The organism is Ruegeria sp. J8, assembly GCF_056531925.1.
Genome location: NZ_JBQFMR010000003.1, coordinates 455,286 through 476,822 on the forward strand (window position 1 = coordinate 455,286; position 21,537 = coordinate 476,822).

Annotated in this window: 23 protein-coding genes and 1 pseudogene; 13 read left to right on the top strand and 11 right to left on the bottom strand. The window is 57.9% G+C overall.

Annotation, left to right across the window (positions count from 1 at the left end):
* Nucleotides 1-2 precede the first annotated feature (2 nt).
* The 7 genes from ACR0L1_RS08935 to mdh all read right to left on the bottom strand — a co-directional run bounded on the left by ACR0L1_RS08935 (nt 3) and on the right by mdh (nt 7,996).
* Complete coding sequence (locus tag ACR0L1_RS08935) at nt 3-2,960, bottom strand: 2-oxoglutarate dehydrogenase E1 component (protein WP_480858324.1); 2,958 nt, start codon at nt 2,958-2,960, stop codon at nt 3-5.
* Nucleotides 2,957-3,499 (bottom strand): DUF805 domain-containing protein, encoded by a 543-nt coding sequence (locus ACR0L1_RS08940; RefSeq protein WP_480858326.1) that lies wholly within the window; start codon nt 3,497-3,499, stop codon nt 2,957-2,959. The genes ACR0L1_RS08935 and ACR0L1_RS08940 overlap by 4 nt, the downstream gene beginning before the upstream one ends.
* A complete protein-coding gene (locus ACR0L1_RS08945) occupies nt 3,496-4,026 on the bottom strand; it encodes a DUF805 domain-containing protein (protein ID WP_170784908.1) in 531 nt (176 codons plus the stop codon). The genes ACR0L1_RS08940 and ACR0L1_RS08945 overlap by 4 nt, the downstream gene beginning before the upstream one ends.
* Before the next feature lie 121 nt (nt 4,027-4,147).
* Nucleotides 4,148-5,029, bottom strand: coding sequence for a succinate--CoA ligase subunit alpha (gene sucD / locus ACR0L1_RS08950; protein WP_170353524.1), 882 nt, complete (start codon nt 5,027-5,029; stop codon nt 4,148-4,150).
* Between the two features lie 12 nt (nt 5,030-5,041).
* Nucleotides 5,042-5,443 (bottom strand): hypothetical protein, encoded by a 402-nt coding sequence (locus ACR0L1_RS08955; RefSeq protein ID WP_170784906.1) that lies wholly within the window; start codon nt 5,441-5,443, stop codon nt 5,042-5,044.
* A gap of 81 nt (nt 5,444-5,524) precedes the next feature.
* On the bottom strand, nt 5,525-6,718 hold the full coding sequence (gene sucC, locus ACR0L1_RS08960) for an ADP-forming succinate--CoA ligase subunit beta (protein WP_480504491.1): 1,194 nt from the start codon (nt 6,716-6,718) through the stop codon (nt 5,525-5,527).
* A gap of 315 nt (nt 6,719-7,033) precedes the next feature.
* The gene (gene mdh, locus ACR0L1_RS08965) at nt 7,034-7,996 is read right to left on the bottom strand and encodes a malate dehydrogenase (RefSeq protein ID WP_170772546.1); all 963 of its coding nucleotides are present in this window, start codon (nt 7,994-7,996) and stop codon (nt 7,034-7,036) included.
* 158 nt (nt 7,997-8,154) lie between these two features.
* On the opposite strand from mdh, the gene ACR0L1_RS08970 reads away from it, so the two are divergent.
* On the top strand, nt 8,155-8,910 hold the full coding sequence (locus ACR0L1_RS08970; RefSeq protein ID WP_170772545.1) for a sulfite exporter TauE/SafE family protein: 756 nt from the start codon (nt 8,155-8,157) through the stop codon (nt 8,908-8,910).
* Here ACR0L1_RS08970 and ACR0L1_RS08975 read toward each other — a convergent pair.
* Nucleotides 8,907-9,206 carry a hypothetical protein gene (locus ACR0L1_RS08975; protein ID WP_480858330.1) on the bottom strand — a complete coding sequence of 100 codons (300 nt, stop codon included), beginning with the start codon at nt 9,204-9,206 and terminating at the stop codon, nt 8,907-8,909. The genes ACR0L1_RS08970 and ACR0L1_RS08975 overlap by 4 nt on opposite strands.
* A gap of 171 nt (nt 9,207-9,377) precedes the next feature.
* On the opposite strand from ACR0L1_RS08975, the gene ACR0L1_RS08980 reads away from it, so the two are divergent.
* The 12 genes from ACR0L1_RS08980 (at nt 9,378) to ACR0L1_RS09035 (ending at nt 18,087) form a co-directional block, all read left to right on the top strand.
* The gene (locus tag ACR0L1_RS08980) at nt 9,378-10,235 is read left to right on the top strand and encodes an HpcH/HpaI aldolase/citrate lyase family protein (protein ID WP_480858332.1); all 858 of its coding nucleotides are present in this window, start codon (nt 9,378-9,380) and stop codon (nt 10,233-10,235) included.
* Between the two features lie 6 nt (nt 10,236-10,241).
* Entirely contained in the window at nt 10,242-10,796 is a 555-nt protein-coding gene (locus ACR0L1_RS08985; RefSeq protein ID WP_480858334.1) for an NnrU family protein, read from the top strand.
* Nucleotides 10,797-10,806: 10 nt separating this feature from the next.
* Nucleotides 10,807-11,013 carry a DUF1737 domain-containing protein gene (locus ACR0L1_RS08990; RefSeq protein ID WP_170751789.1) on the top strand — a complete coding sequence of 69 codons (207 nt, stop codon included), beginning with the start codon at nt 10,807-10,809 and terminating at the stop codon, nt 11,011-11,013.
* A complete protein-coding gene (locus ACR0L1_RS08995; RefSeq protein ID WP_480858336.1) occupies nt 11,013-12,041 on the top strand; it encodes a MaoC family dehydratase in 1,029 nt (342 codons plus the stop codon). The genes ACR0L1_RS08990 and ACR0L1_RS08995 overlap by 1 nt, the downstream gene beginning before the upstream one ends.
* A 55-nt stretch (nt 12,042-12,096) precedes the next feature.
* Nucleotides 12,097-12,756 (top strand): DUF1194 domain-containing protein, encoded by a 660-nt coding sequence (locus tag ACR0L1_RS09000; RefSeq protein ID WP_170789731.1) that lies wholly within the window; start codon nt 12,097-12,099, stop codon nt 12,754-12,756.
* Between the two features lie 187 nt (nt 12,757-12,943).
* Nucleotides 12,944-13,330 carry a succinate dehydrogenase, cytochrome b556 subunit gene (gene sdhC / locus ACR0L1_RS09005; protein WP_170772535.1) on the top strand — a complete coding sequence of 129 codons (387 nt, stop codon included), beginning with the start codon at nt 12,944-12,946 and terminating at the stop codon, nt 13,328-13,330.
* A 12-nt stretch (nt 13,331-13,342) separates the two neighbouring features.
* Nucleotides 13,343-13,714: a succinate dehydrogenase, hydrophobic membrane anchor protein gene (sdhD, locus tag ACR0L1_RS09010; RefSeq protein WP_170772533.1), complete on the top strand. Its 372-nt coding sequence runs from the start codon at nt 13,343-13,345 to the stop codon at nt 13,712-13,714.
* Between the two features lie 18 nt (nt 13,715-13,732).
* Entirely contained in the window at nt 13,733-15,538 is a 1,806-nt protein-coding gene (gene sdhA, locus ACR0L1_RS09015) for a succinate dehydrogenase flavoprotein subunit (protein ID WP_480858338.1), read from the top strand.
* A gap of 113 nt (nt 15,539-15,651) precedes the next feature.
* Nucleotides 15,652-16,263, top strand: a complete 612-nt coding sequence (locus ACR0L1_RS09020) for a hypothetical protein (protein ID WP_480858340.1) — start codon at nt 15,652-15,654, stop codon at nt 16,261-16,263.
* Nucleotides 16,256-16,954, top strand: coding sequence for a hypothetical protein (locus ACR0L1_RS09025; protein ID WP_480858342.1), 699 nt, complete (start codon nt 16,256-16,258; stop codon nt 16,952-16,954). The genes ACR0L1_RS09020 and ACR0L1_RS09025 overlap by 8 nt, the downstream gene beginning before the upstream one ends.
* Before the next feature lie 74 nt (nt 16,955-17,028).
* Nucleotides 17,029-17,808 carry a succinate dehydrogenase iron-sulfur subunit gene (locus tag ACR0L1_RS09030; RefSeq protein WP_170772528.1) on the top strand — a complete coding sequence of 260 codons (780 nt, stop codon included), beginning with the start codon at nt 17,029-17,031 and terminating at the stop codon, nt 17,806-17,808.
* A 132-nt stretch (nt 17,809-17,940) separates the two neighbouring features.
* Entirely contained in the window at nt 17,941-18,087 is a 147-nt protein-coding gene (locus ACR0L1_RS09035; protein ID WP_170784887.1) for a hypothetical protein, read from the top strand.
* A 240-nt stretch (nt 18,088-18,327) separates the two neighbouring features.
* Here ACR0L1_RS09035 and deoD read toward each other — a convergent pair whose 3' ends face one another.
* From deoD to ACR0L1_RS09050, 3 genes and pseudogenes are all read right to left on the bottom strand, one after another.
* A complete protein-coding gene (gene deoD, locus ACR0L1_RS09040) occupies nt 18,328-19,038 on the bottom strand; it encodes a purine-nucleoside phosphorylase (protein ID WP_480858345.1) in 711 nt (236 codons plus the stop codon).
* 16 nt (nt 19,039-19,054) lie between these two features.
* Nucleotides 19,055-19,372, bottom strand: a complete 318-nt coding sequence (locus ACR0L1_RS09045) for an H-NS histone family protein (RefSeq protein ID WP_170784883.1) — start codon at nt 19,370-19,372, stop codon at nt 19,055-19,057.
* Nucleotides 19,373-19,499: 127 nt separating this feature from the next.
* Nucleotides 19,500-21,467, bottom strand: a pseudogene (locus ACR0L1_RS09050) (methylmalonyl-CoA mutase family protein); the annotation flags it as partial.
* Nucleotides 21,468-21,537: the final 70 nt, after the last annotated feature.

The following is a 21,537-nucleotide window of genomic DNA, read 5'->3' on the forward strand; positions in this document are numbered from 1 at the left end:
CATTATTTTCCTTCAATGCTCAGCGCTTCGTTAACCAGCGCTTCTTGTTGGGCTTTGTGTTGGCTGGCCAGACCCGTCGCGGGCGAGGCCGAAGTAGCGCGGCCGACATAGCGGGGCCGTGTATGTTTTGCTTTAATCCGGGTCAGAACCCATTCGATGTTGGGTTCGATAAAGGACCAGGCACCCTGGTTCTTGGGCTCTTCCTGACACCAGACGATCTCGGCCCCTTTGAAGCGCTCAAGCTCATTGATCAGCGAATGCGCCGGGAACGGATAATATTGCTCGATCCGCATCAGGTAGACGTCGTCGATCCCGCGCGCGTCGCGTTCTTCGAGCAAGTCATAGTAGACCTTGCCTGAACACAGAACGACCCGCTTGACCTTGTCATCTGCGACCAGCTTGGTGTCCGAGTTGCCATGCTGCGCGTCATCCCACAGCACCCGGTGGAAGCTGGATCCGGTGGTGAATTGATCCGCGGTGCTGACGGCCAATTTGTGACGCAGCAGTGATTTTGGCGTCACCATGATCAGCGGTTTTCGGAAAGTCCTGTGCAGCTGGCGGCGCAGGATGTGGAAATAGTTCGCCGGCGTCGTGCAGTTCGCCACGATCCAGTTGTCCTGCCCGCACATCTGCAGGAAGCGTTCCAGACGCGCGGACGAGTGTTCAGGCCCCTGACCTTCAAACCCGTGCGGCAACAGACAGACCAAACCGGACATACGCAGCCATTTGCTTTCACCCGAGCTGATGAACTGGTCAAACATGATCTGCGCGCCGTTGGCAAAGTCGCCGAACTGCGCCTCCCATAAGGTCAGGGCATTGGGTTCGGCCAGCGAATAGCCGTATTCAAAACCCAGCACCGCATATTCCGACAGCATCGAGTCGATCACTTCATAGTGCGACTGTCCGGCCCGGATGTTGTTGAGCGGATAGTATCGTGCCTCGGTCTCCTGATGCACAAAGCCCGAGTGGCGTTGGCTGAATGTCCCTCGCGTTGCATCCTGACCGGACAAGCGGACCGGATAGCCCTCGGTTAGAAGCGAGCCAAACGCCAGCGCTTCGCCGGTTGCCCAGTCGAACCCCTTGCCGCTTTCGAACATCTTTTTCTTGTGGTCCAAAAGTCGGCCGACGGTTTTGTGCAGCGCGATATCTTCGGGCACATGGGTCAGAGCGTTGCCGACCTCGGCCATGGTTTCCGGCGAGATCGCCGTGTCGCCCCGGACATACTCTTCTTTGTTTTTGTCCAGATGTGACCAGCGCCCGTCCAGCCAGTCGGCCTTGTTGGGTTTGTAATCTTTCCCGGCCTCGAACTCGTCATTCAGGTGGGCCTGGAAAGCGGCTTTCATATCCTCGATTTCGCCTTCGGGGATCAGGCCATCCTTGACCAAGCGTTCCGTATAAAGCGACAGCGTGGTCTTATGCGTCTTGATCTTCTTGTACATGATCGGGTTGGTGAACATGGGCTCATCGCCCTCGTTGTGACCAAACCGGCGATAGCAGAAGATGTCGATAACCACGTCCTTGTGGAACTTCTGGCGGAATTCGGTCGCCACTTTTGCGGCGTGAACCACCGCCTCGGGATCGTCACCGTTCACGTGGAAAATCGGCGCTTCAACCATCAGCGCGATATCGGTGGGATAGGGGCTGGAGCGGCTGAAATGAGGCGCCGTGGTGAAACCGATCTGGTTGTTCACCACGATATGCATGGTGCCACCGGTCTTATGCCCCCGCAGGCCGGACAGACCGAACCCTTCGGCCACAACGCCCTGACCTGCAAAGGCCGCGTCGCCGTGCAGCAGAATGCCCATCACCGCCGTACGCTCGTCATCCTTCAGCTGGTCCTGCTTGGCGCGGACCTTGCCCAGAACTACCGGGTTCACGGCCTCAAGGTGGCTGGGGTTGGCGGTCAGCGACAGGTGGACATTGTTGCCGTCAAATTCCCGGTCGCTGGACGCACCCAGGTGGTATTTTACATCGCCTGAGCCATCCACATCCTCGGGCTTGAAGCTGCCGCCCTGGAATTCGTTGAAGATCGCGCGATAGGGTTTGCGCATCACGTTGGCCAGAATGTTAAGACGGCCTCGGTGCGGCATCCCGATAACAATGTCACGCACACCCAGCGCGCCGCCGCGCTTGATGATCTGTTCCATCGCGGGGATCAGAGCCTCACCGCCGTCCAGACCGAACCGCTTGGTGCCCATGTATTTGACGTGCAGGAATTTCTCGAAACCCTCGGCCTCGACCATCTTGTTCAGGATCGCCTTGCGGCCTTCCTTGGTGAACGCGATTTCCTTGCCATAGCCTTCGATCCGCTCTTTCAGCCACGCGGCCTGTTCGGGATCGGAAATATGCATGTATTGCAGCGCGAAGGTGCCGCAATAGGTCCGCTTCACGATATCGACGATCTGCCGCATCGAGGCCATCTGCAGGCCCAGCACGTTGTCGATAAAGATCGGCCGGTCCATGTCGGCCTCGGTAAAGCCATAGGTCTTGGGGTCCAATTCGGGGTGGTTGGTCGCAGCACGCATCCCCAACGGGTCCAGATTGGCGGCCAGATGACCCCGGATACGATAGGCCCGGATCAGCATCAGTGCGCGCAGGCTGTCCAGAACCGCGCGCTTGATCTGATCTTCGCTGACCGCAACGCCCTTGTCCGCTGCTTTGTCCTTGATCTTTTTGCCCGCCGCCTTGGCGTCGATCTCGACCCACTCACCGGTAAGCGCGCCCGTCAGGTCATCCGCAGGCATCGGCGGCCAGTCAGTGCGCGCCCAGGACGGGCCCTCGGCCTCGCGCTGCACATCCGGCGAAGCATCGCCCATGGCGCGAAAGAACTCGACCCAGGCCGCATCTACTGCATTCGGGTCCCGCGTGTATTGAGCGTATAGCTGTTCCAGATATTCGGCATTGTGCCCCTGCATGAAGCTTGAGGCATGAAAGGCGGAGTTGGGCGAGTGCTCGGTCATTGGGTTACCTCATATGGGTTGGGACCGTATTGGTTGGTGCCTGGCTGGCTGGGGCGGGTCAGCCACCACAGCACCAGGAGGGGCGAGATCATCAGGACGAGAAGTGTGGGTATAACAATCAGTAAAGTCGCGCGGGTGAACAAGATATCCAGATTGCCGCCATGCTGGAAGCTGGACGCCATTCCAATGCCGAACACCAGCACCGCAACGGCCCCGGCCATCAGCAGCAGCGGAAACAGGGCATAAAGCCCGCTGCGTCCGGTATCATGCATCCGCCGCCATGCGACCGCGAGATGTGGGAAGAAGACGATTAGGCTGACAATGCTCTGCACCGGTTGACTCGAAGTGGCAGCGACGGATTTCGTCGTTTCGGTCTCGGTCGTGGCGACTTGCGTGAAAAACTGAAGGTCAATGAAACCTGCGATGAGGCTCCAGATCATGATGAACAGGAAAAAGAACCAGTATTCAGGCCGCGAGGCGCGACCCGAGAAGGTGAAGAACTTGGAGAAACAGGTGCGGATGGCGTGAGAGAAGGTCATGGGATCGCTCCAACAGGGTTCAAACCATATCGATTCGAGCTGTTCTCAGGTTTTACAAACCCAATCCAGAAACACCACAATACGCTTCCGTAGGGGATGAAGCCCAATAGCATGGCGGGAACAAGGATTTGCACGGCAGTTTCTGCACGCCCAGCCAGGAAAAGCATCGCGCAAATCGTGAGGGCAGCACCTGAAACGCCGTTTATCCATGCAGCAATGTAGAACCAGCCACCTCGCCAGCCATGGTCTTTGAACCTTCGGGATACCGTCGGGAGCATTAGAAAACAAAAGAGAAAAACGGAAGCTGAGACCATCAAGCCAAGCGGAAGGTTTTCCGCCGTTAGCGGACCGGATGCCAAAGCGCTTGACCCCAGTGACGCGACTATGAGGCTTGCCGAGAAAATCTGGAAGATCAGAGTGACGACCAAACTCGCGAGAAACATCCACCAGAATTCGGATCGAGAGGCGCGTCCCGAAAAATCAAAGACCTTTCGAAAACCCAACGATATAGCGCATTTTGGTCCCATCAGCACCCACCCGCCCGGCGACGACGCCGGGCAGTGCCCGACCCTCCCCCCGGGAGGGCGCTTGCAGCACCCACCCAGGGTCGGGCGCTACCCTCAGCGCCTGTGGAGAGTCGGTTTGTCATCAGCCAATCGCTTCCAGCACGGCCTCACCCAGCGTTGCCGGGCTTTCTGCCACAACGATACCGGCCGAGCGCATGGCTTCGATCTTGTCCTCGGCACCACCTTTGCCGCCGGCGACGATCGCGCCTGCGTGGCCCATGCGGCGGCCCGGAGGGGCGGTGCGGCCTGCAATGAAGCCAGCGACCGGCTTTTTGCGGCCCTTCTTGGCCTCATCCGCCAGGAACTGTGCGGCTTCTTCTTCGGCTGAGCCACCGATCTCACCGATCATGATGATCGAGTGGGTCTCGTCATCCGCCAGGAACCATTCCAGCACGTCGATATGCTCGGTCCCTTTGATCGGGTCGCCGCCGATGCCGACGCAGGTGGACTGGCCCAGACCCACATCGGTGGTCTGTTTGACGGCCTCATAGGTCAGAGTGCCCGAACGCGACACAACACCGACCGAGCCGCGCTTGTGAATGTGGCCGGGCATGATGCCGATTTTGCAGGCGTCGGGCGTGATGACACCGGGGCAGTTCGGGCCGATCAGGCGCGATTTCGAGCCTTCCAGCGCGCGTTTCACCTTCATCATGTCCAGAACCGGGATGCCTTCGGTGATGCAGACGATCACTTCCATCTCGGCATCAATCGCTTCGAGGATCGAATCTGCGGCGAACGGCGGCGGAACATAGATCACCGAGGCGTTCGCCTCGGTCACATGCTTGGCCTCGTGGACCGAGTTGAACACGGGCAGGTCAAGATGGGTCATCCCGCCTTTGCCGGGGGTCACGCCGCCGACCATTTTTGTGCCATAAGCAATGGCCTGTTCAGAGTGGAATGTGCCCTGCGAGCCGGTAAAGCCCTGACAGATCACTTTGGTATTTTCGTCGATGAGGACTGCCATTTTAGGAGTCTCCTATTTCAGTTTCTCTGCGGCGACAGAAAAGAAGCCCGTCGCCTTATCGAATTCTTGAACGCGCCAACCATATTCAGCGCGTTGTTTCGGCAGCCAAGGGTCGGCGGCGCCATATCCTTGTCCAGGGGTGCCATTCACGACGACTACGTCGACCCAACCATCAAACTCCGACACAGCTCGCTCCAAGTGGGCGGTGCGTTTTTTGTGACCGGGTAGGAATTCCCAATCGGTCGTGCCAGGTGTTGCCCGTTTCCAAAGATCAAGGCGCGGAGGTACAGGCGTCCATTGAACTTCGGATTTCCAGAGCGTGATGCAAATACCGTCATTTTTCTCGGCACTCCAATCTTGACGAGGATTGGGCACGTCGTAACCGAGGGAATTGAAGGCTTCTACATATTGCATCACATTCTCCGGGGCTCCGCCCGTTCGTGCCTCAAACGCTCCGCCGGAGCGTTTGCCGGAGCAAAGGCCCCGGAGCGGCCCTTACCCCTTAACCGCCTTCACGATCTTCTCGGCCCCGTCTTTCAGGTTGTCTGCCGCGATCACGTCCAAGCCAGAGGTATTGATGATCTCTTTGCCTTTCTCGACATTGGTGCCTTCCAGACGCACGACCAGCGGAACCTGCAGGCCGACCTCTTTCACGGCCGCCACAACGCCCTCGGCGATCACATCACAGCGCATGATGCCGCCGAAGATGTTGACCAGAATGCCTTTGACGTTCGGGTCCGAGGTGATGATCTTGAACGCCTCGGTCACTTTCTCTTTAGTGGCACCGCCACCCACGTCGAGGAAGTTGGCAGGCTCGGCCCCGTACAGTTTGATGATGTCCATCGTGGCCATCGCCAGACCGGCACCGTTCACCATGCACCCGATCTCACCATCCAGCGCGATGTAGTTCAGGTCGTATTTCGAGGCTTCGAGTTCCTTGGGGTCTTCTTCGGTCTCGTCGCGCAGTTCAGCGATATCGGGGTGGCGGTAGACCGCGTTGCCGTCGAAACCAACCTTGGCGTCCAACACTTTCAGATCACCCTTGTCCGAGACAATCAGCGGGTTGATCTCCAGCATCTCCATGTCCTTCTCGACGAAGGCGGAGTAAAGCTGGCTCATCAGTTTGACGCATTGTTTGACCTGTGCGCCTTGCAGACCCAGCGAAAATGCGATGCGGCGGCCGTGATAAGGTTGATAGCCGGTGGCCGGATCAACCGAGAAGGACAGGATTTTCTCGGGCGTGGCTGCAGCCACTTCTTCGATATCCATGCCGCCTTCGGTCGAGCAGACGAAGGAAATACGGCTGGTTTGGCGATCCACCAGTAGGGCAAGATACATCTCGGTCTCGATGCTGGAACCGGCTTCGATATAGATGCGGTTGACTTGTTTGCCCGCAGGGCCGGTCTGATGCGTGACCAGCGTGCGGCCCAACATTTTTTTGGCCTCTTCGGCGGCTTCTTCGACCGATTTGGTCAGACGGACACCGCCCTTTTCACCGGCATCAGCCTCTTTGAAGCTGCCCTTGCCGCGGCCGCCCGCGTGGATTTGTGCCTTTACGACCCAAAGGGGGCCATCCAGTTCACCGGCTGCGGTTTTGGCTTCCTCGGCGCGCAGAACCGCGCGACCGTCGGAGACCGGGGCGCCATAGCTGCGAAGAAGCGCCTTGGCTTGGTATTCGTGAATGTTCATCGAAATTGTCCCGTCTGACTACGATTGACCTTTTATAGGGGTGTGTAGGGGACAAGTTTAAAGGCTTTTTTGATAGCAAAGCGGTATTTCACGAAGATTTTCACTATTTGTGATCACAGTATTTTCAGGTGTGATCACAAAAATAAACTGATGTGGAAAGTGATTCGAGCACGCCATCTTCGCGATAGGTAACGCATTCAGAAACCGGTATTTACTCTGTTTGCGCCAACATGTGCGACCGATATGCGACGACACGCGACCAAAAGAAAACCGGCCCAGAATTGGACCGGTTTCAATTTGGATTGGGTCCGCAGCTTACGCCAGAGAGTTGTCGATGCCCTTACATGCTTCGATCAGGCCTTTCACGGCGTTGACCGAGTTGTCAAAGCCAGCTTGCTCTTCTTCGTTGAGCTTGATGTTGACGATCCGTTCAATGCCGCCGGCACCGATCACGGTGGGAACGCCCACATACATGCCGTCAACACCCAGCTCGCCATTGCAAAAGGCGGCGCAAGGCAGAACGCGCTTCTGGTCTTTCAGATAAGCTTCGGCCATTTCGATAGCCGAGGTGGCCGGAGCGTAGAAGGCCGAACCGGTTTTCAGCAGGCCAACGATTTCGGCGCCTCCGTCACGGGTACGCTGAACGATGGCGTCCAGTTTCTCCTGCGTGGTCCAGCCCATCTCGACCAGATCCGGCAAAGGAATACCGGCGACGGTTGAATAGCGCACCGACGGCACCATCGTGTCGCCGTGGCCGCCCAGCACAAATGCGGTCACATCGCGCATGGAGACGTTGAACTCTTCCGACAGGAAGTGAGCAAAACGGCCCGAGTCCAGAACGCCTGCCATACCGCAGACTTTGTTGTGCGGCAGGCCCGAGAATTCGCGCAGCGCCCAGACCATTGCGTCCAGCGGGTTGGTGATGCAGATGACGAACGCATCGGGCGCGTTGGCGGCGATGCCTTCACCCACGGATTTCATGACCTTCAGGTTGATGCCCAGCAGGTCGTCCCGGCTCATGCCCGGTTTGCGTGGGACACCAGCCGTCACGATGCAGACGTCCGCGCCCGCGATGTCTTCGTAGGACTGGGTGCCCTTAAGCTTGGCGTCAAACCCTTCGGAGGGGCCGGATTCTGCGATGTCCAGCGCCTTGCCTTCGGGGGTGCCTTCGGCGATGTCGAACAGGACGACGTCACCCAGTTCTTTCATTGCAGCGAGGTGGGCGAGCGTGCCGCCGATCTGACCTGCGCCGATCAGCGCGATCTTGGGTCTGGCCATGTGGAATATCTCCGATGGATTTTGAAATCGCGGTTGTGCTAGTCGCTAAAGCGGCAATACGCAAGGGTTTCACGACGTGGCATACAACCGCATACCGTTGCTGGGTCGCTTTGGTTGCGCTAAACGGCCTTTGAGATACGCTTTTTCGGAACCGCCGCATGTTTGAGTTAAATTTTTTGTTTTTTGCGGTGGCGATCCCTGCGGTGATCTTTGCGGGCATTTCCAAGGGCGGGTTTGGGTCGGGCGTCGCCTTTGCTTCCTCGTCGATTCTGGCGCTGATCTTGACGCCGGGACAGGCGCTGGCGCTGATGTTGCCCATCCTGATGGTGATCGATGTTGCCACGTTAAAGCCTTATTGGAAGCGCTGGAGCTGGCCGGATTCGCGCCTGTTAATCCTTGGCGCTGTGCCCGGCATCGCGCTGGGCGCGTGGCTGTACCGCGTGACAGATGACGATTTGTTGCGCCTGCTGATCGGAGGGATCTCGGTTGGGTTCGTGATCTGGCATATGGCGCAAAGCAAGGGCTGGATTCGCGGATTTGCCAACCGGTTGCCGCCCTCGGCCGGGCTGTTTGCGGGGCTGGTGGCCGGGTTCACCAGCTTTGTCAGCCATGCTGGCGGCCCACCCGCCGCCGTCTACCTGCTGTCGCAGCGCCTATCGAAGACCGAGTTTCAGGCCAGCACCGTGCTGGTCTTCTGGGTGATCAACGCGGCGAAATTTGTGCCCTTCGCCTATCTGGGCCTGTTCACCTGGCACACCGCGCTGGCGGATTTACTACTGACCCCTTTCGCCATTCTTGGCGCGTGGTTGGGCGTCCGGGCACATTTCATGATGTCCGAGCGCCTGTTCTTTGGCATCGCTTACGTCCTGCTGACCCTGACAGGCGGCAAACTGATCTGGGACGCGCTGACCTAGATGTTGGGCGGCAGCGCCTCGGCCATATCCTCATAGGACTGACCGGACGCGATCAGGCAGGTTACCCCGTCCGGCAGTGTGACAGTGATCGTCCAACTGCCGCTTGCGGCAGAGGCGTAGACCTCCATCACCGCACCCTGACGCGCGATGCCGATAACCTGCCGGGTCTCGCCATAGGTTTCGGTTAGCCGTTTGACCACGTTTTCGCGCGGGGCGCAGGTTCGAGCCTGTACCTGCTGGGCGGCCAGAACCATGATTCCTAGCCCAATTGTCATCGTGAACAGCGTCTTCTTCATCCTTGTACCCTTTCGATTCCATCTGTCTTAAAGGGTGCGGGCCAGGCACCGAAATCCGGTTAAACCAACGCACGTTGCGTCGCGAATGCTGCGATGCGGCGATTTTGCTCTTGAACTTTCCGAAAAAAAATGCCCCATTCTGCGCAACTTTATTTCTTTTTGGAGAGGCCAATGGACCCCCGTCAGCGCCCCTATCGCTCTGTACTGTATATCCCCGGCTCGCGTGACCGGGCGCTGGACAAGGCGCGCAGCCTGCCGGTCGATGCGATCATCTTTGATCTGGAGGATGCAGTTGCAGCGGATGAAAAAGAGAACGCGCGTGAAACGCTCAAGGCTGCTTTGGCCGCAGGCGGGTACGGCGCGCGGGTCAAGATCGTGCGCATAAACGGGCTGGACACCGAATGGGGTCGCGCCGATGCCGAGGCCGTGCGGGACATGGATGCCGACGTGGTTTTGCTGCCTAAGGTGAACTCGGCCGCTGATGTAGACGCGCTGGCTGCGATCACCGGCGATATCCCGATCTGGGCGATGATGGAGACCCCGCGTGGGATGCTGAACGCGGCCGATATCGCCGCACATCCGCTGATGGCGGGTTTCGTGATGGGCACCAACGACTTGGCCAAGGAGTTGCAGACCCGGTTCCGCCCCGACCGCTTGCCGCTGATGACCTCGCTGGGCCTGTGCCTGTTGGCCGCCAAGGCCGAGGGGCTGATCATCGTGGATGGTGTCTACAATGCCTTTAAGGATGACGAAGGTCTGGCCGCAGAATGCACGCAAGGCCGCGATATGGGCTTTGACGGCAAGACGCTGATCCACCCCGCTCAGGTCGAGATCACGAACGCCGCCTATGCGCCCTCGGACAGCGAAATTGATCTGGCGCAACGTCAGATCGCGGCCTTTGAAGCGGTCGAAGCGCAGGGGCAGGGCGTTGCTGTCGTGGATGGCAAGATCGTTGAAAACCTGCACGTTGCAACCGCCCGCGAAATTCTGGCAAAAGCAGAGGCGATTTCAGCTTTGCAAGCGGGGTAAGCCAGCATGGGCTTTGTACTTCTGATCTTTGGTGTGGCGCTTTGGTGGGCCGCACATCTGTTCAAACGCGTCGCGCCCGCGCGGCGTGCAGCTATGGGTAATGGCGGCAAAGGCGTGGTGGCACTGGCGCTGGTGGCTTCGATCTTGCTGATGATCTTGGGCTATCGCATGACCGATTTCATCTATGTCTGGGCGCCGCCCACGTTCCTGATCCACGTCAACAACCTGCTGGTGCTGATTGCCATCTTCCTGATGAGCCCCGCACCCAAGAAAGGCCGCCTGCTGAACAAGCTGCGCCATCCGATGCTAGGCGGGTTCAAGCTGTGGGCCTTTGCGCATCTGCTGGTGAATGGCGATCTGGCCTCGATCATCCTGTTCGGCGGATTGCTGGCCTGGGCCGTGGTCGAAGTGATCGTGATCAACAAGTCCGAACCTGACTGGACCTCCGGCGAACCCGGGACTTACGGCAAAGACGCGATGTTCTTTGTGGCCTCGATCGTTCTGCTGGGTTTCATCGGTTATATCCATGGGCTGGTCGGCCCATCGCCGTTCGGATCGTGAGGGGAATAAGATGGCAAAACTCTATCGTCTGCTGACCGAAGAGGACACCTCGGCCTTTTGCCACAAAGTGTCCGACGCGCTGGCCAAAGGGTGGGAGCTGTATGGCGACCCGTCTTATGCCTTTGACGCCGCCAATAACGTGATGCGCTGTGCGCAGGCTGTAACCAAAGAGGTCGCGGCCGACTATTCACCCGATATGAAACTGGGACAACAATAATGGCAAAAACCAACTCGGGCCGCTTTTTCGAGGACTATTCCGTCGGGCAGGTGCTGCAGCATGCGGTGCCGCGCACCGTAACCGATGGTGAGCGCGCGATGTATCACGCGCTCTATCCAGCGCGTCATGCGCTGTATTCTTCGGATGAGTTTGCCCGAGCCTCTGGCCTGCCGCAAAGCCCGCTGGATGATCTGGCGGCCTTCCACGTGGTGTTCGGCAAGACAGTGCCGGATGTATCGCTGAATGCGGTGGCCAATCTGGGCTATGCCGAGGGGCGCTGGCTGAAGCCGGTCTATGCCGGTGACACGTTGCGGTCGGAATCCGAAGTGATTGGGATCAAGCAGAATTCGAACGGGAAGACCGGGTTGGTTTACGTACGCACCCGTGGCCTGAACCAGCGCGACGAGGCAGTCATGGAGTATGTCCGCTGGGTGATGGTGCGCAAATCAGACCTGTCCGCCCCCGCGCCCCAAGCGGTTGTGCCGCAGTTGAAAAAGGCGTTGGAGCCAAGTGATCTGGTCATTCCGCAGGGTTTGAATTTCTCGAACTACGATTTTGCCCAAGCCGGTGAGGCGCATCGCTGGGCCGATTATGAGATCGGCGAAAAGATCAACCACGTGGACGGTGTCACCATAGAAGAGGCCGAGCATATGCTCGCCACCCGCCTTTGGCAGAACACCGCCAAAGTGCATTTCGACCTGACCTTCCGCCCCGAGGGGCGACTGATCTATGGCGGGCACGTGATCTCGATGGCGCGGGCGTTGTCGTTCAATGGCCTGGCCAACGCGCAGATGATCGTGGGTCTGAACGGCGGTGCGCACGCCAACCCGTGTTTCGCGGGTGACACGATCAAGGCCTGGTCCGAGGTTCTGGACAAGGCCGAAACCGGTGTGCCGGGTGTAGGTGCCATCCGCCTGCGTTTGGTTGCTACGAAAGGCGGCGAACCATTTGAATTGAAAAATGAGGACGGCCGATACATGCCGGGCGTGCTTTTAGACCTCGATTATTGGGCGCTGATGCCAATCTGATCTGTGCGCACATTCATGTGATCGCAGCTCGGCACAATCGTGCTAGGCTGCGCGCATGTTGCTTCGATCCTTAGCTGCCTGCATTCTGCTTTCGCCGCCCGCCTGGGCGTGTGATTTGGCATTGGCGCTTGCGGTGGATGTCTCGGGTTCGGTCGATTCGTCGGAATACCGTATCCAGATGGACGGGCTGGCGGAAGGATTGCGGGATCCCATCGTCTCAGAAGCTTTGGTGCGCGGAAACGCGCGCCTGATGCTGGTTCAGTGGACCGGCGCGTCGCGGCAAAGAATAACCATCCCCTGGACCAAAATCGACAGTTTCGAAACCCTCGACCGGTTTGCTGATCAGGTGGGTGCTGATCCTCGGGTCTGGCGCAACTTCTCGACAGCTATCGGAGAAGCACTTGAGATGACTCTGGTGAATTTTGACGAGGTTGCCACCTGCAAGCGGCATTTGATCGACATCTCGGGTGATGGAATTTCCAATGAAGGGGTTGAGCCGACCGAAATTCACGAGACCCTGCGCCGCCGCGGCGTCACTGTGAATGCCATTGCCATCGAAGAAAGCGAACCCGACCTTACGGCATATTTCTTCGAAAACGTCATCGTGGGTGAAGGTGCCTTTGTGGTGTCGGCCGCCGGGTTCGAAGATTACCCCGAGCGCATCCGCAAAAAACTGCTGCGCGAGGTGACGCAGCAAACCGCTGGATTGGAATAGATTCGAGGCTCGGGCGCTAACATTCCGAGCGCGTGATTAATTTTGTGATCACGTCATTATTTTGCGTGATCACAACTTGCCGATATCTGCCATATTGCGTCAATTTGCGGCTTTTTTGCATGTGCAGCACGTGACAGTGTCGCAAAAACCAGTAAAACGTTCGGTAGCCAACCGAAAAGGAGCCGCCATGGCCGATGTTAATCGGGGCAATCGCCCGCTTTCTCCGCATCTGTCGATCTATCGTCCGCAATTGACCTCGGTCACATCCATCCTGACACGCATCACCGGGAACGCCATGATCGTGGCTGCTTTGCTGATCGTCTGGTGGTTTCTGGCCGCTGCGACCTCGCCCGAGGCATTCGAGCGCGCGAACTGGTGGCTGACGTCGGTTTTGGGCGATCTGGTCATGGCGCTGTCTTTGTGGGGGCTGTGGTATCACACGCTGGCCGGTATTCGGCATCTGATTTGGGACAACGCGATGGGCCTGGATATTCCCACTGCTACTAAATTGGGTTGGGCTGTAGTTGGCGGATCGGTTGTCCTGACCCTTCTGACCCTGATTATCGTTGCTTAAAGGAGGCCAACCATGCGTTATTTGACAGACCGCAAACGCGCAACTGGTCTGGGATCGGCCAAAGCGGGCACAGCCCATTTCTGGCGGATGAAGGTCAGTTCGGTGGCTTTGCTGATCCTTGTTCCGCTGTTCATCTTCACCTTTGGTCCCGTGTTGGGGCAGCCCTACGATGTGGTCCTAGACTATTATTCGCGCCCGTTCCCGGCGATTGTTGCGGCGCTGACATTGGTGATCGGTATGAAACACTTCGCCGAAGGCGCACAGGTGATGCTTGAGGATTATGCCCACGGCACGACCGAGAAGGTCCTGATCATCCTGACAACCTGCCTGTCCTATGGCGCGGCTGCGGCGGGCCTGTTCGCCATCGCCCGCATTGCCCTCTAATTCCCGGAGCTGAAAGAAATGGCTGCATACGAATACGAAACGCATGAATATGACGTGGTCGTTGTCGGCGCCGGTGGGGCGGGTCTGCGGGCCACCCTGGGCATGGCCGAACAAGGGCTGCGCACCGCCTGCGTGACCAAGGTTTTCCCGACCCGCTCGCACACGGTTGCGGCGCAGGGTGGCATCGCAGCATCACTGTCGAACATGGGGCCGGACCATTGGCAGTGGCACATGTATGACACCGTCAAAGGCTCTGACTGGTTGGGCGATACCGACGCGATGGAATACTTGGCGCGTGAGGCCCCCAAGGCAGTATACGAGCTGGAACATTATGGTGTGCCGTTCAGCCGGACCGAAGAAGGCAAGATCTATCAGCGTCCCTTCGGCGGCCACACCACTGAATTCGGCGAAGGACCCGCAGTACAGCGTACCTGTGCGGCTGCTGACCGGACCGGCCACGCGATCCTGCATACACTGTACGGGCAATCGCTGAAGAACAACGCCGAGTTCTATATCGAATATTTCGCCATCGACTTGATCATGTCCGAGGACGGGCAGTGTCAGGGCGTCGTCTGCTGGAAGCTGGACGACGGTACGATGCATGTCTTCAACGCCAAGATGGTTGTACTGGCGACCGGCGGCTATGGGCGCGCCTATTTCAGCGCCACATCGGCCCATACCTGCACCGGTGACGGCGGTGGCATGGTCGCCCGCGCGGGCCTGGCCCTGCAGGATATGGAATTCGTGCAGTTCCACCCGACCGGTATCTACGGCTCGGGCTGCCTGATTACCGAAGGCGCACGGGGCGAGGGCGGATACCTGACCAATTCGGAAGGCGAACGGTTCATGGAGCGTTACGCGCCCCAGTATAAGGACCTTGCGCCGCGCGACTATGTCTCGCGTTCGATGACCATGGAAATCCGCGAAGGGCGCGGTGTTGGGGCCGAAGGGGATCACATCCACCTGAACCTGTCGCACCTGCCCGCCGAGGCACTGGCAGAACGCCTGCCGGGTATCTCGGAAAGCGCCAAGATTTTCGCGGGTGTGGACGTCACCAAAGAACCGATCCCGGTTCTGCCGACCGTGCATTACAACATGGGCGGTATCCCCACCAACTATTGGGGTGAGGTTCTGAACCCGACCGCTGAAGACCCGACCGCTGTTGTACCCGGCCTGATGGCCGTTGGTGAGGCGGGTTGTGCCTCGGTCCACGGGGCGAACCGTCTGGGGTCAAACTCGCTGATCGACCTTGTGGTGTTTGGTCGTGCAGCAGCGATCCGGGCCGGTAAGGTTGTGGATGCAGACACGGCCAACCCAGTTCTGAACCAGGCCTCGGTCGATAAAGCATTTGACCGTTTCGACACGGTCCGCAACGCCAGCGGTGCAATTCCGACCGCCGATCTGCGGCTTGAGATGCAGAAGACCATGCAGGCGGACGCCGCTGTTTTCCGTACCGCCAAGACCATGGCGGAAGGCGTCGAAAAGATGACCGCGATTGCCGCCAAGATGGACGATCTGCAAGTGACTGACCGCTCGCTGGTCTGGAACAGCGACCTGATGGAGACGCTGGAGCTTACCAACCTGATGCCAAGCGCATTGGCGACCATCGTCGGTGCCGAGGCCCGCAAGGAATCCCGCGGTGCCCACGCGCATGAGGACTTTACCGAGCGTGACGACGAAAACTGGCGCGTCCATACGGTGTCCCGTGTCGAGGGCAACAAGGTCGACCTCAGCTATCGTCCGGTCATCGTCGATCCGCTGACCACCGAGGACGAAGGCGGTATCAGCCTGCAGAAAATCGCACCCAAGGCGCGGACCTTCTGACCGCGCCGCGAACGGAGACGTCGAAGAGTGAGAGCTTCGTTGAGGCCAACGGAAACAAAGCATTCAAAGGTCGCAGCCCCTGTGTCTGCGGCCTTTGAGAAGGATATGTTTTGATGGGCCGTTTCTCCTCAACCGAATACTGGCAGAACCGCTATGCCAAGGGTAATAACTCGGGTGCCGGGTCGTATGGGCGTCTGGCGGTTTACAAAGCCAATTTCATCAACACATTCGTTGAAATTGAGGGGGTTCAGTCCGTCGCCGAGCTGGGTTGCGGGGACGGAAATCAGGCGCAGTTGTTTGATATTCCAAACTTTACCGGGCTTGATGTTTCAGAGTTGTGTGTGAGCAAATGCAGCGCTTTGTTCCGAAAACGTCCGGGATGGGCGTTCTTTCCGGCAGATACGGAAATCGAACCACATGATGCGGCCCTGTCTTTGGACGTCATATATCATCTGGTCGAGGACGATGTATTCGACGCATATATGAAGCGGCTATTCAGTCTGGCGAAGCGGTTCGTGGTGATCTATTCGTCCGATTTCGATCTTGAATCCCCAAATGTGCATGTGCGCCATCGGGCCTATTCGGACTGGATCGCCGAGAACCTGCCGGAGTGGCGCATGTATTGCGGCGAAACCAACCCGTTCAGTTGGGACGGCCACGGGCATTCGCGAACGAAAAGTTTCGCGTCGTTCAAAGTCTTTGAAAAGGAACAGGGCGATGATTAGGGCCCATATGGCATCCTACCCATTGCGGGAAAAAATGCTGCCGGTTGCGGTTCAATCCATCATCGACCAGGTGGACGTTCTGCACCTGTGCCTGAATGAATGGGGTACGGTTCCCAGCGAGTATCAGGATCACCCCAAGATAAATGCCTTCGTGCCGGAAGAAGATCAGAAGGACGTCGGAAAGTTCTACACGCATCCGGATCCGGACGATGTCGTGTTCTTTGTCGATGACGATCTGGTGTACAGCGACACCTTTGTGCGCCACATGACCCAGCGCCTTGAAGAAAAAGGTGCGGATGACGTGGTTTTCGGGACGCACGCCTCGACATATACCGAAATGACACCGTCCAGTCACCGACAGCGTGATGTCGTGAAAGTTGGACAGCCACTGCGCCGGATGTGCCGCGTCGATCAACTTGCCACCTGTGGGATGGTCGCGTTGGGCAAGAACGTCGCTCCGTATGACTATATGAAGGACAGCCAGAAATTCGTTGATGTGCGATATGCACGCTGGCTGTTTGAAAACGGTATCGAGAGCTGGGCTATCGACCGACGTCGTGGATTTGTTAGCCGTATCCCGGCGGATCGCGACCACGAGACAATCTTCAAAACGTTCACCAAGCGGACACCTCCAGCCGTGCTGGCGGAAATTGCCGTTTACGCCTCGCGTGCAAGTGAAGGAGCAGGATGAAAATGTGCCTGAATTGCCTTCCAACGCCAAAGCTGCAAGTTTCGTCCAAGCCGCTCGCCAAAGGATTTTAACTGATGGTACAACTGACCCTCCCCAAGAATTCCCGGATCACCACCGGTAAAACCTGGCCCAAGCCCGACGGCGCCACAAATGTTCGCAAGTTCCAGATCTATCGCTGGAATCCCGACGACGGTCAGAACCCTCGGGTGGACACATATTTTGTTGATATGGATAGCTGCGGCCCGATGGTTCTGGACGCGCTTATCAAGATCAAGAACGAGATTGATCCGACCCTGACTTTCCGCCGCTCGTGCCGTGAAGGCATCTGTGGCTCTTGCGCGATGAATATCGACGGTATCAACACGCTGGCCTGTATCTATGGCATGGATGAGATCAAGGGCGACGTCAAAATCTATCCGCTGCCGCATATGCCAGTGGTCAAGGACCTGATCCCCGATCTGACCCATTTCTACGCACAGCACGCATCCATCATGCCATGGCTGGAAACCAAGACCAACCGCCCGGCGAAGGAATGGAAGCAGTCCATCGAAGATCGCAAAAAACTGGATGGCCTGTATGAATGCGTGATGTGCGCAAGCTGCTCGACCTCGTGCCCCAGCTACTGGTGGAATGGTGACCGTTATCTTGGACCCGCCGCGTTGCTGCACGCATATCGCTGGATCATCGACAGCCGCGATGAGGCAACGGGTGAGCGCTTGGATGAGTTGGAAGATCCGTTCAAGCTGTATCGTTGCCACACGATCATGAACTGTGCCAAGACCTGCCCCAAGGGTCTGAACCCGGCCAAAGCGATTGCCGAAATCAAAAAGATGATGGTCGAACGCGCGGTTTGACCCGCGCTGCCATGCTTTGCCGCCTTGCGGTAAGCGCATGGCAAGATTGCAAAATCATGCACTGCGAAGGGTGCTGATCGGGCTTATAGTCTGGTCAGGGAGGAGTGATTGAACCAATTAGGGATCGCTCCGATGGAAAAAAAACCCTCAGAAAAACAAGCCGCTGCGGCAAAAGCACTGGAGTTGCTGGATCAGGCGTGGGCCTACTACATGCCCGAGCCGAACTCGACCCAAGAGCAGCATGAACCAGAGTTATTTGAATACGCAAACGCGGCTTGATCCGCCGATCGGAATGGGCGATGGAAGGCCATGCCCATTCTGTTGCTTTTGCTTGCTGCCGGAGTCTTCGCCTATCTGTTCTGGCGATCCCGCACAACGACTCTGACGCGTGATTGCCGTTGGCGTCAGCACCGCAAAGAAGGGATTTGGACTTGCGCTTTTTGCGGCGCGCGGCAGGAGGGCGAGACCTCTCCTACCGCATGCTTCAAGGGACGAGAGTGACGGTAGATCCGTCTGGATTCAGGTCTCATGAAACGCGGCCTGCAAGGCAATTTCGACCATGTCGCCAAAGCTGCTTTCCCGCTCGGACGAGGGGAGCGCCTCGCCGGTCAACAAGTGATCAGAAACTGTCAGCACCGCCAGCGCGCGGCATTTATGGCGCGCGGCCAGAATATAAAGCTCGGCGGCTTCCATCTCGACGCCCAGAATGCCGTGGCGCACCATCTGTTCGTTCAGATCGGGCCGTTCGTCATAGAACACGTCCGACGAATAGATGCCGCCCACATGGGTCGGCGTGCCTTTGGCAGCCGCAGCCTGCGCCGCTGCTTGCAACAGGCCCCAATCGGCACAGGGGGCAAAATTCAGCTCTTTCATGATGCCCCGCGAAGGCGTGCTGAGTGTGGTCGACGTCATCGCCAAAATCACGTCGCGGATATTGACGCTGTCCTGCATTCCGCCGCACGAACCGATGCGGATCAGAGTTTTTGCGTCGTAGTCACGGATCAATTCGTTCACGTAGATCGACAGTGATGGCATGCCCATGCCGCTGCCCTGAATCGTAACCGGGTTACCTTTCCACGTGCCGGTGAAACCCAACATGCCGCGCACGTTGTTGACCTGTTTTGCGTCGTCTAAAAAGGTCTCGGCGGCCCATTTTGCCCGATAGGGATCGCCGGGCAACAATACCGTTTCTGCAATTTCGCCTTTTTCAGCGCCAATATGAATTGTCATGTCAGGTCAATTCCAATCAGATTTCCAAATCAGCCATATTGGCGCCGGAATTCAGCGCATCATGCACCCATTGCGGTTTTCGGCCGCGCCCGGACCAGGTTTGATCGGGCGAAGAAGGATTGCGATATTTCGCTTTGGATTTGGCTTGTTTTCCAGTCACAGAACCGCCATCTGACAATTCAGCCAGCGAAAACCCGTATTCCGCCGCTGCTTTTTCAGCAGCTTTCAGAGCTTCTTGCCGCTCTCTTTTCTCTGCTTTTTTCAACGCCTTATCAACATTTTCACGCAGAGCGATCAGCTCTTTGCGCGACATGTTTTCCAGATTGGTTCCCATCTGATTTCCCTTGTATTCGAATCGAATTCCGGATGGTGTCAAAGCCAAACCGGAATTCCAATGACAGGCATTATCTATCCCTTTTCTCAAGGAATAGAAATTGAGAATCCAGAAAGAAACAGAACTGTTATTGCGCCGCCAGATTTTGCGGATCGACCAGAGTCACGATGTCACCCATAATCGCATTCAGTTCGAAATTTTTGGGTGTGTAGATTTCGGAAACACCCATCGCTTTTAATTTCTCGGCGTCGTCATCCGGGATGATGCCGCCTACGATCACAGGCACGTCCAATCCGGCCGCGTTCAGGCGCGTCATGACGTCCTCGACCAGCGGAATATGGCTGCCCGACAGGATTGATAGACCGATCACATGTGCCTTGTCTTCGATAGCGGCGTTGACGATTTCCTCGGGCGTCAGGCGGATGCCTTCATAGCTGATGTCCATGCCGCAATCGCGCGCGCGGAAGGCGATCTGTTCTGCGCCGTTGGAATGGCCGTCCAGCCCCGGCTTGCCGACCAGGAATTTCAGACGACGCCCCAGCTTGTCGCTGACCGCATCCACAGCGGCGCGCAATTCGTCCAGCCCTTCGGTTTTGTTCGAGACCGACCCTGACACACCAGTGGGTCCGCGGTAGGTGCCGTAGACCTTGCGCATCTCTTCGGCCCATTCACCAGTGGTGACGCCCGCCTTGGCGGCTGCGATCGAAGGCTCCATGACATTGGCACCGGTCTGCGCCGCTTCGCGCAAAGCCGCGAGCGCTGCGGAGACTGCGGCGTCGTCACGCTCGGACCGCCACTCGTTCAGGCGGTTGATCTGTTCCTGCTCGACAGCCGGATCAACTACCATGATGCCGCCATCTTCGGTTTGCAGCGGCGAGGGCTCGCCCTCGGTCCATTTGTTCACGCCGACCACGACGGTCTCATTTCGTTCGATCCGGTTCAAGCGTTCGGCATTTGAATCCACCAAGCGGGATTTCATGTATTCGATCGAGGCGACCGCACCGCCCATCGAATCCAGGTTGGCCAGTTCTGCGCGTGCACCTTCCTTTAGGTCTTCAACCTTGGCATCGACAGCAGGGTTGCCGTCGAACAAGTCGCCATATTCCAGCAGGTCGGTCTCATAGGCCAGAATCTGTTGCATCCGCATGGACCATTGCTGATCCCAGGGGCGCGGCAGGCCCAACGCCTCGTTCCACGCAGGCAGCTGAACTGCGCGGGCGCGGGCTTTCTTCGACAGGGTCACGGCCAGCATCTCGATCAGGATGCGATAGACGTTGTTTTCCGGCTGTTGCTCGGTCAGGCCAAGCGAGTTCACCTGCACGCCATAGCGGAAGCGGCGGAATTTGGGGTCTTCTACACCGTAACGGTCTTTCAGAATCTCATCCCAAAGATCCACAAAGGCCCGCATCTTGCACATCTCGGTGACAAAACGGATGCCCGCGTTCACAAAGAACGATATCCGACCGCAGAGCGCGGGGAAGTCTTCGGCCGGTACGCGCGGGCGCAGCTCGTCCAGAACAGCGATTGCTGTTGCCAACGCGTAAGCCAGCTCTTGTTCAGGTGTCGCGCCAGCCTCTTGCAGGTGGTAGGAACACACGTTCATGGGGTTCCATTTCGGTACGTTGGTATAGCAGTACTCGGCCACATCCGCGATCATCTTCAGCGACGGTTTCGGCGGGCACACATAGGTGCCGCGGCTCAGGTATTCCTTGATCAGATCGTTCTGAACCGTGCCCTGCAACTTGGACACATCCGCGCCCTGTTCCTCGGCCACGGCGATATACAGCGCCAGCAACCACGGCGCGGTCGCGTTGATGGTCATCGAGGTGTTCATCTGTTCCAACGGAATCTGTTCGAACAGTACCCGCATGTCGCCCAAGTGACTGATCGGTACGCCGACCTTGCCGACTTCGCCGCGCGCCAAAGTGTGGTCGCTGTCATACCCCGTCTGAGTCGGCAGATCGAAAGCGACCGAAAGGCCAGTCTGACCTTTGGCCAGGTTGCCGCGATACAGCGCGTTTGACGCCTTGGCGGTGGAATGACCGGCATAGGTTCGGATGAGCCAGGGGCGATCTTTCTGCATCTGCGTCATAGCTGGGCCTCGTGTCTTTCCTGGGCAATAAAATTACTCACGAAGCCTCTAAAGCGCAATTTTTGGGATATGT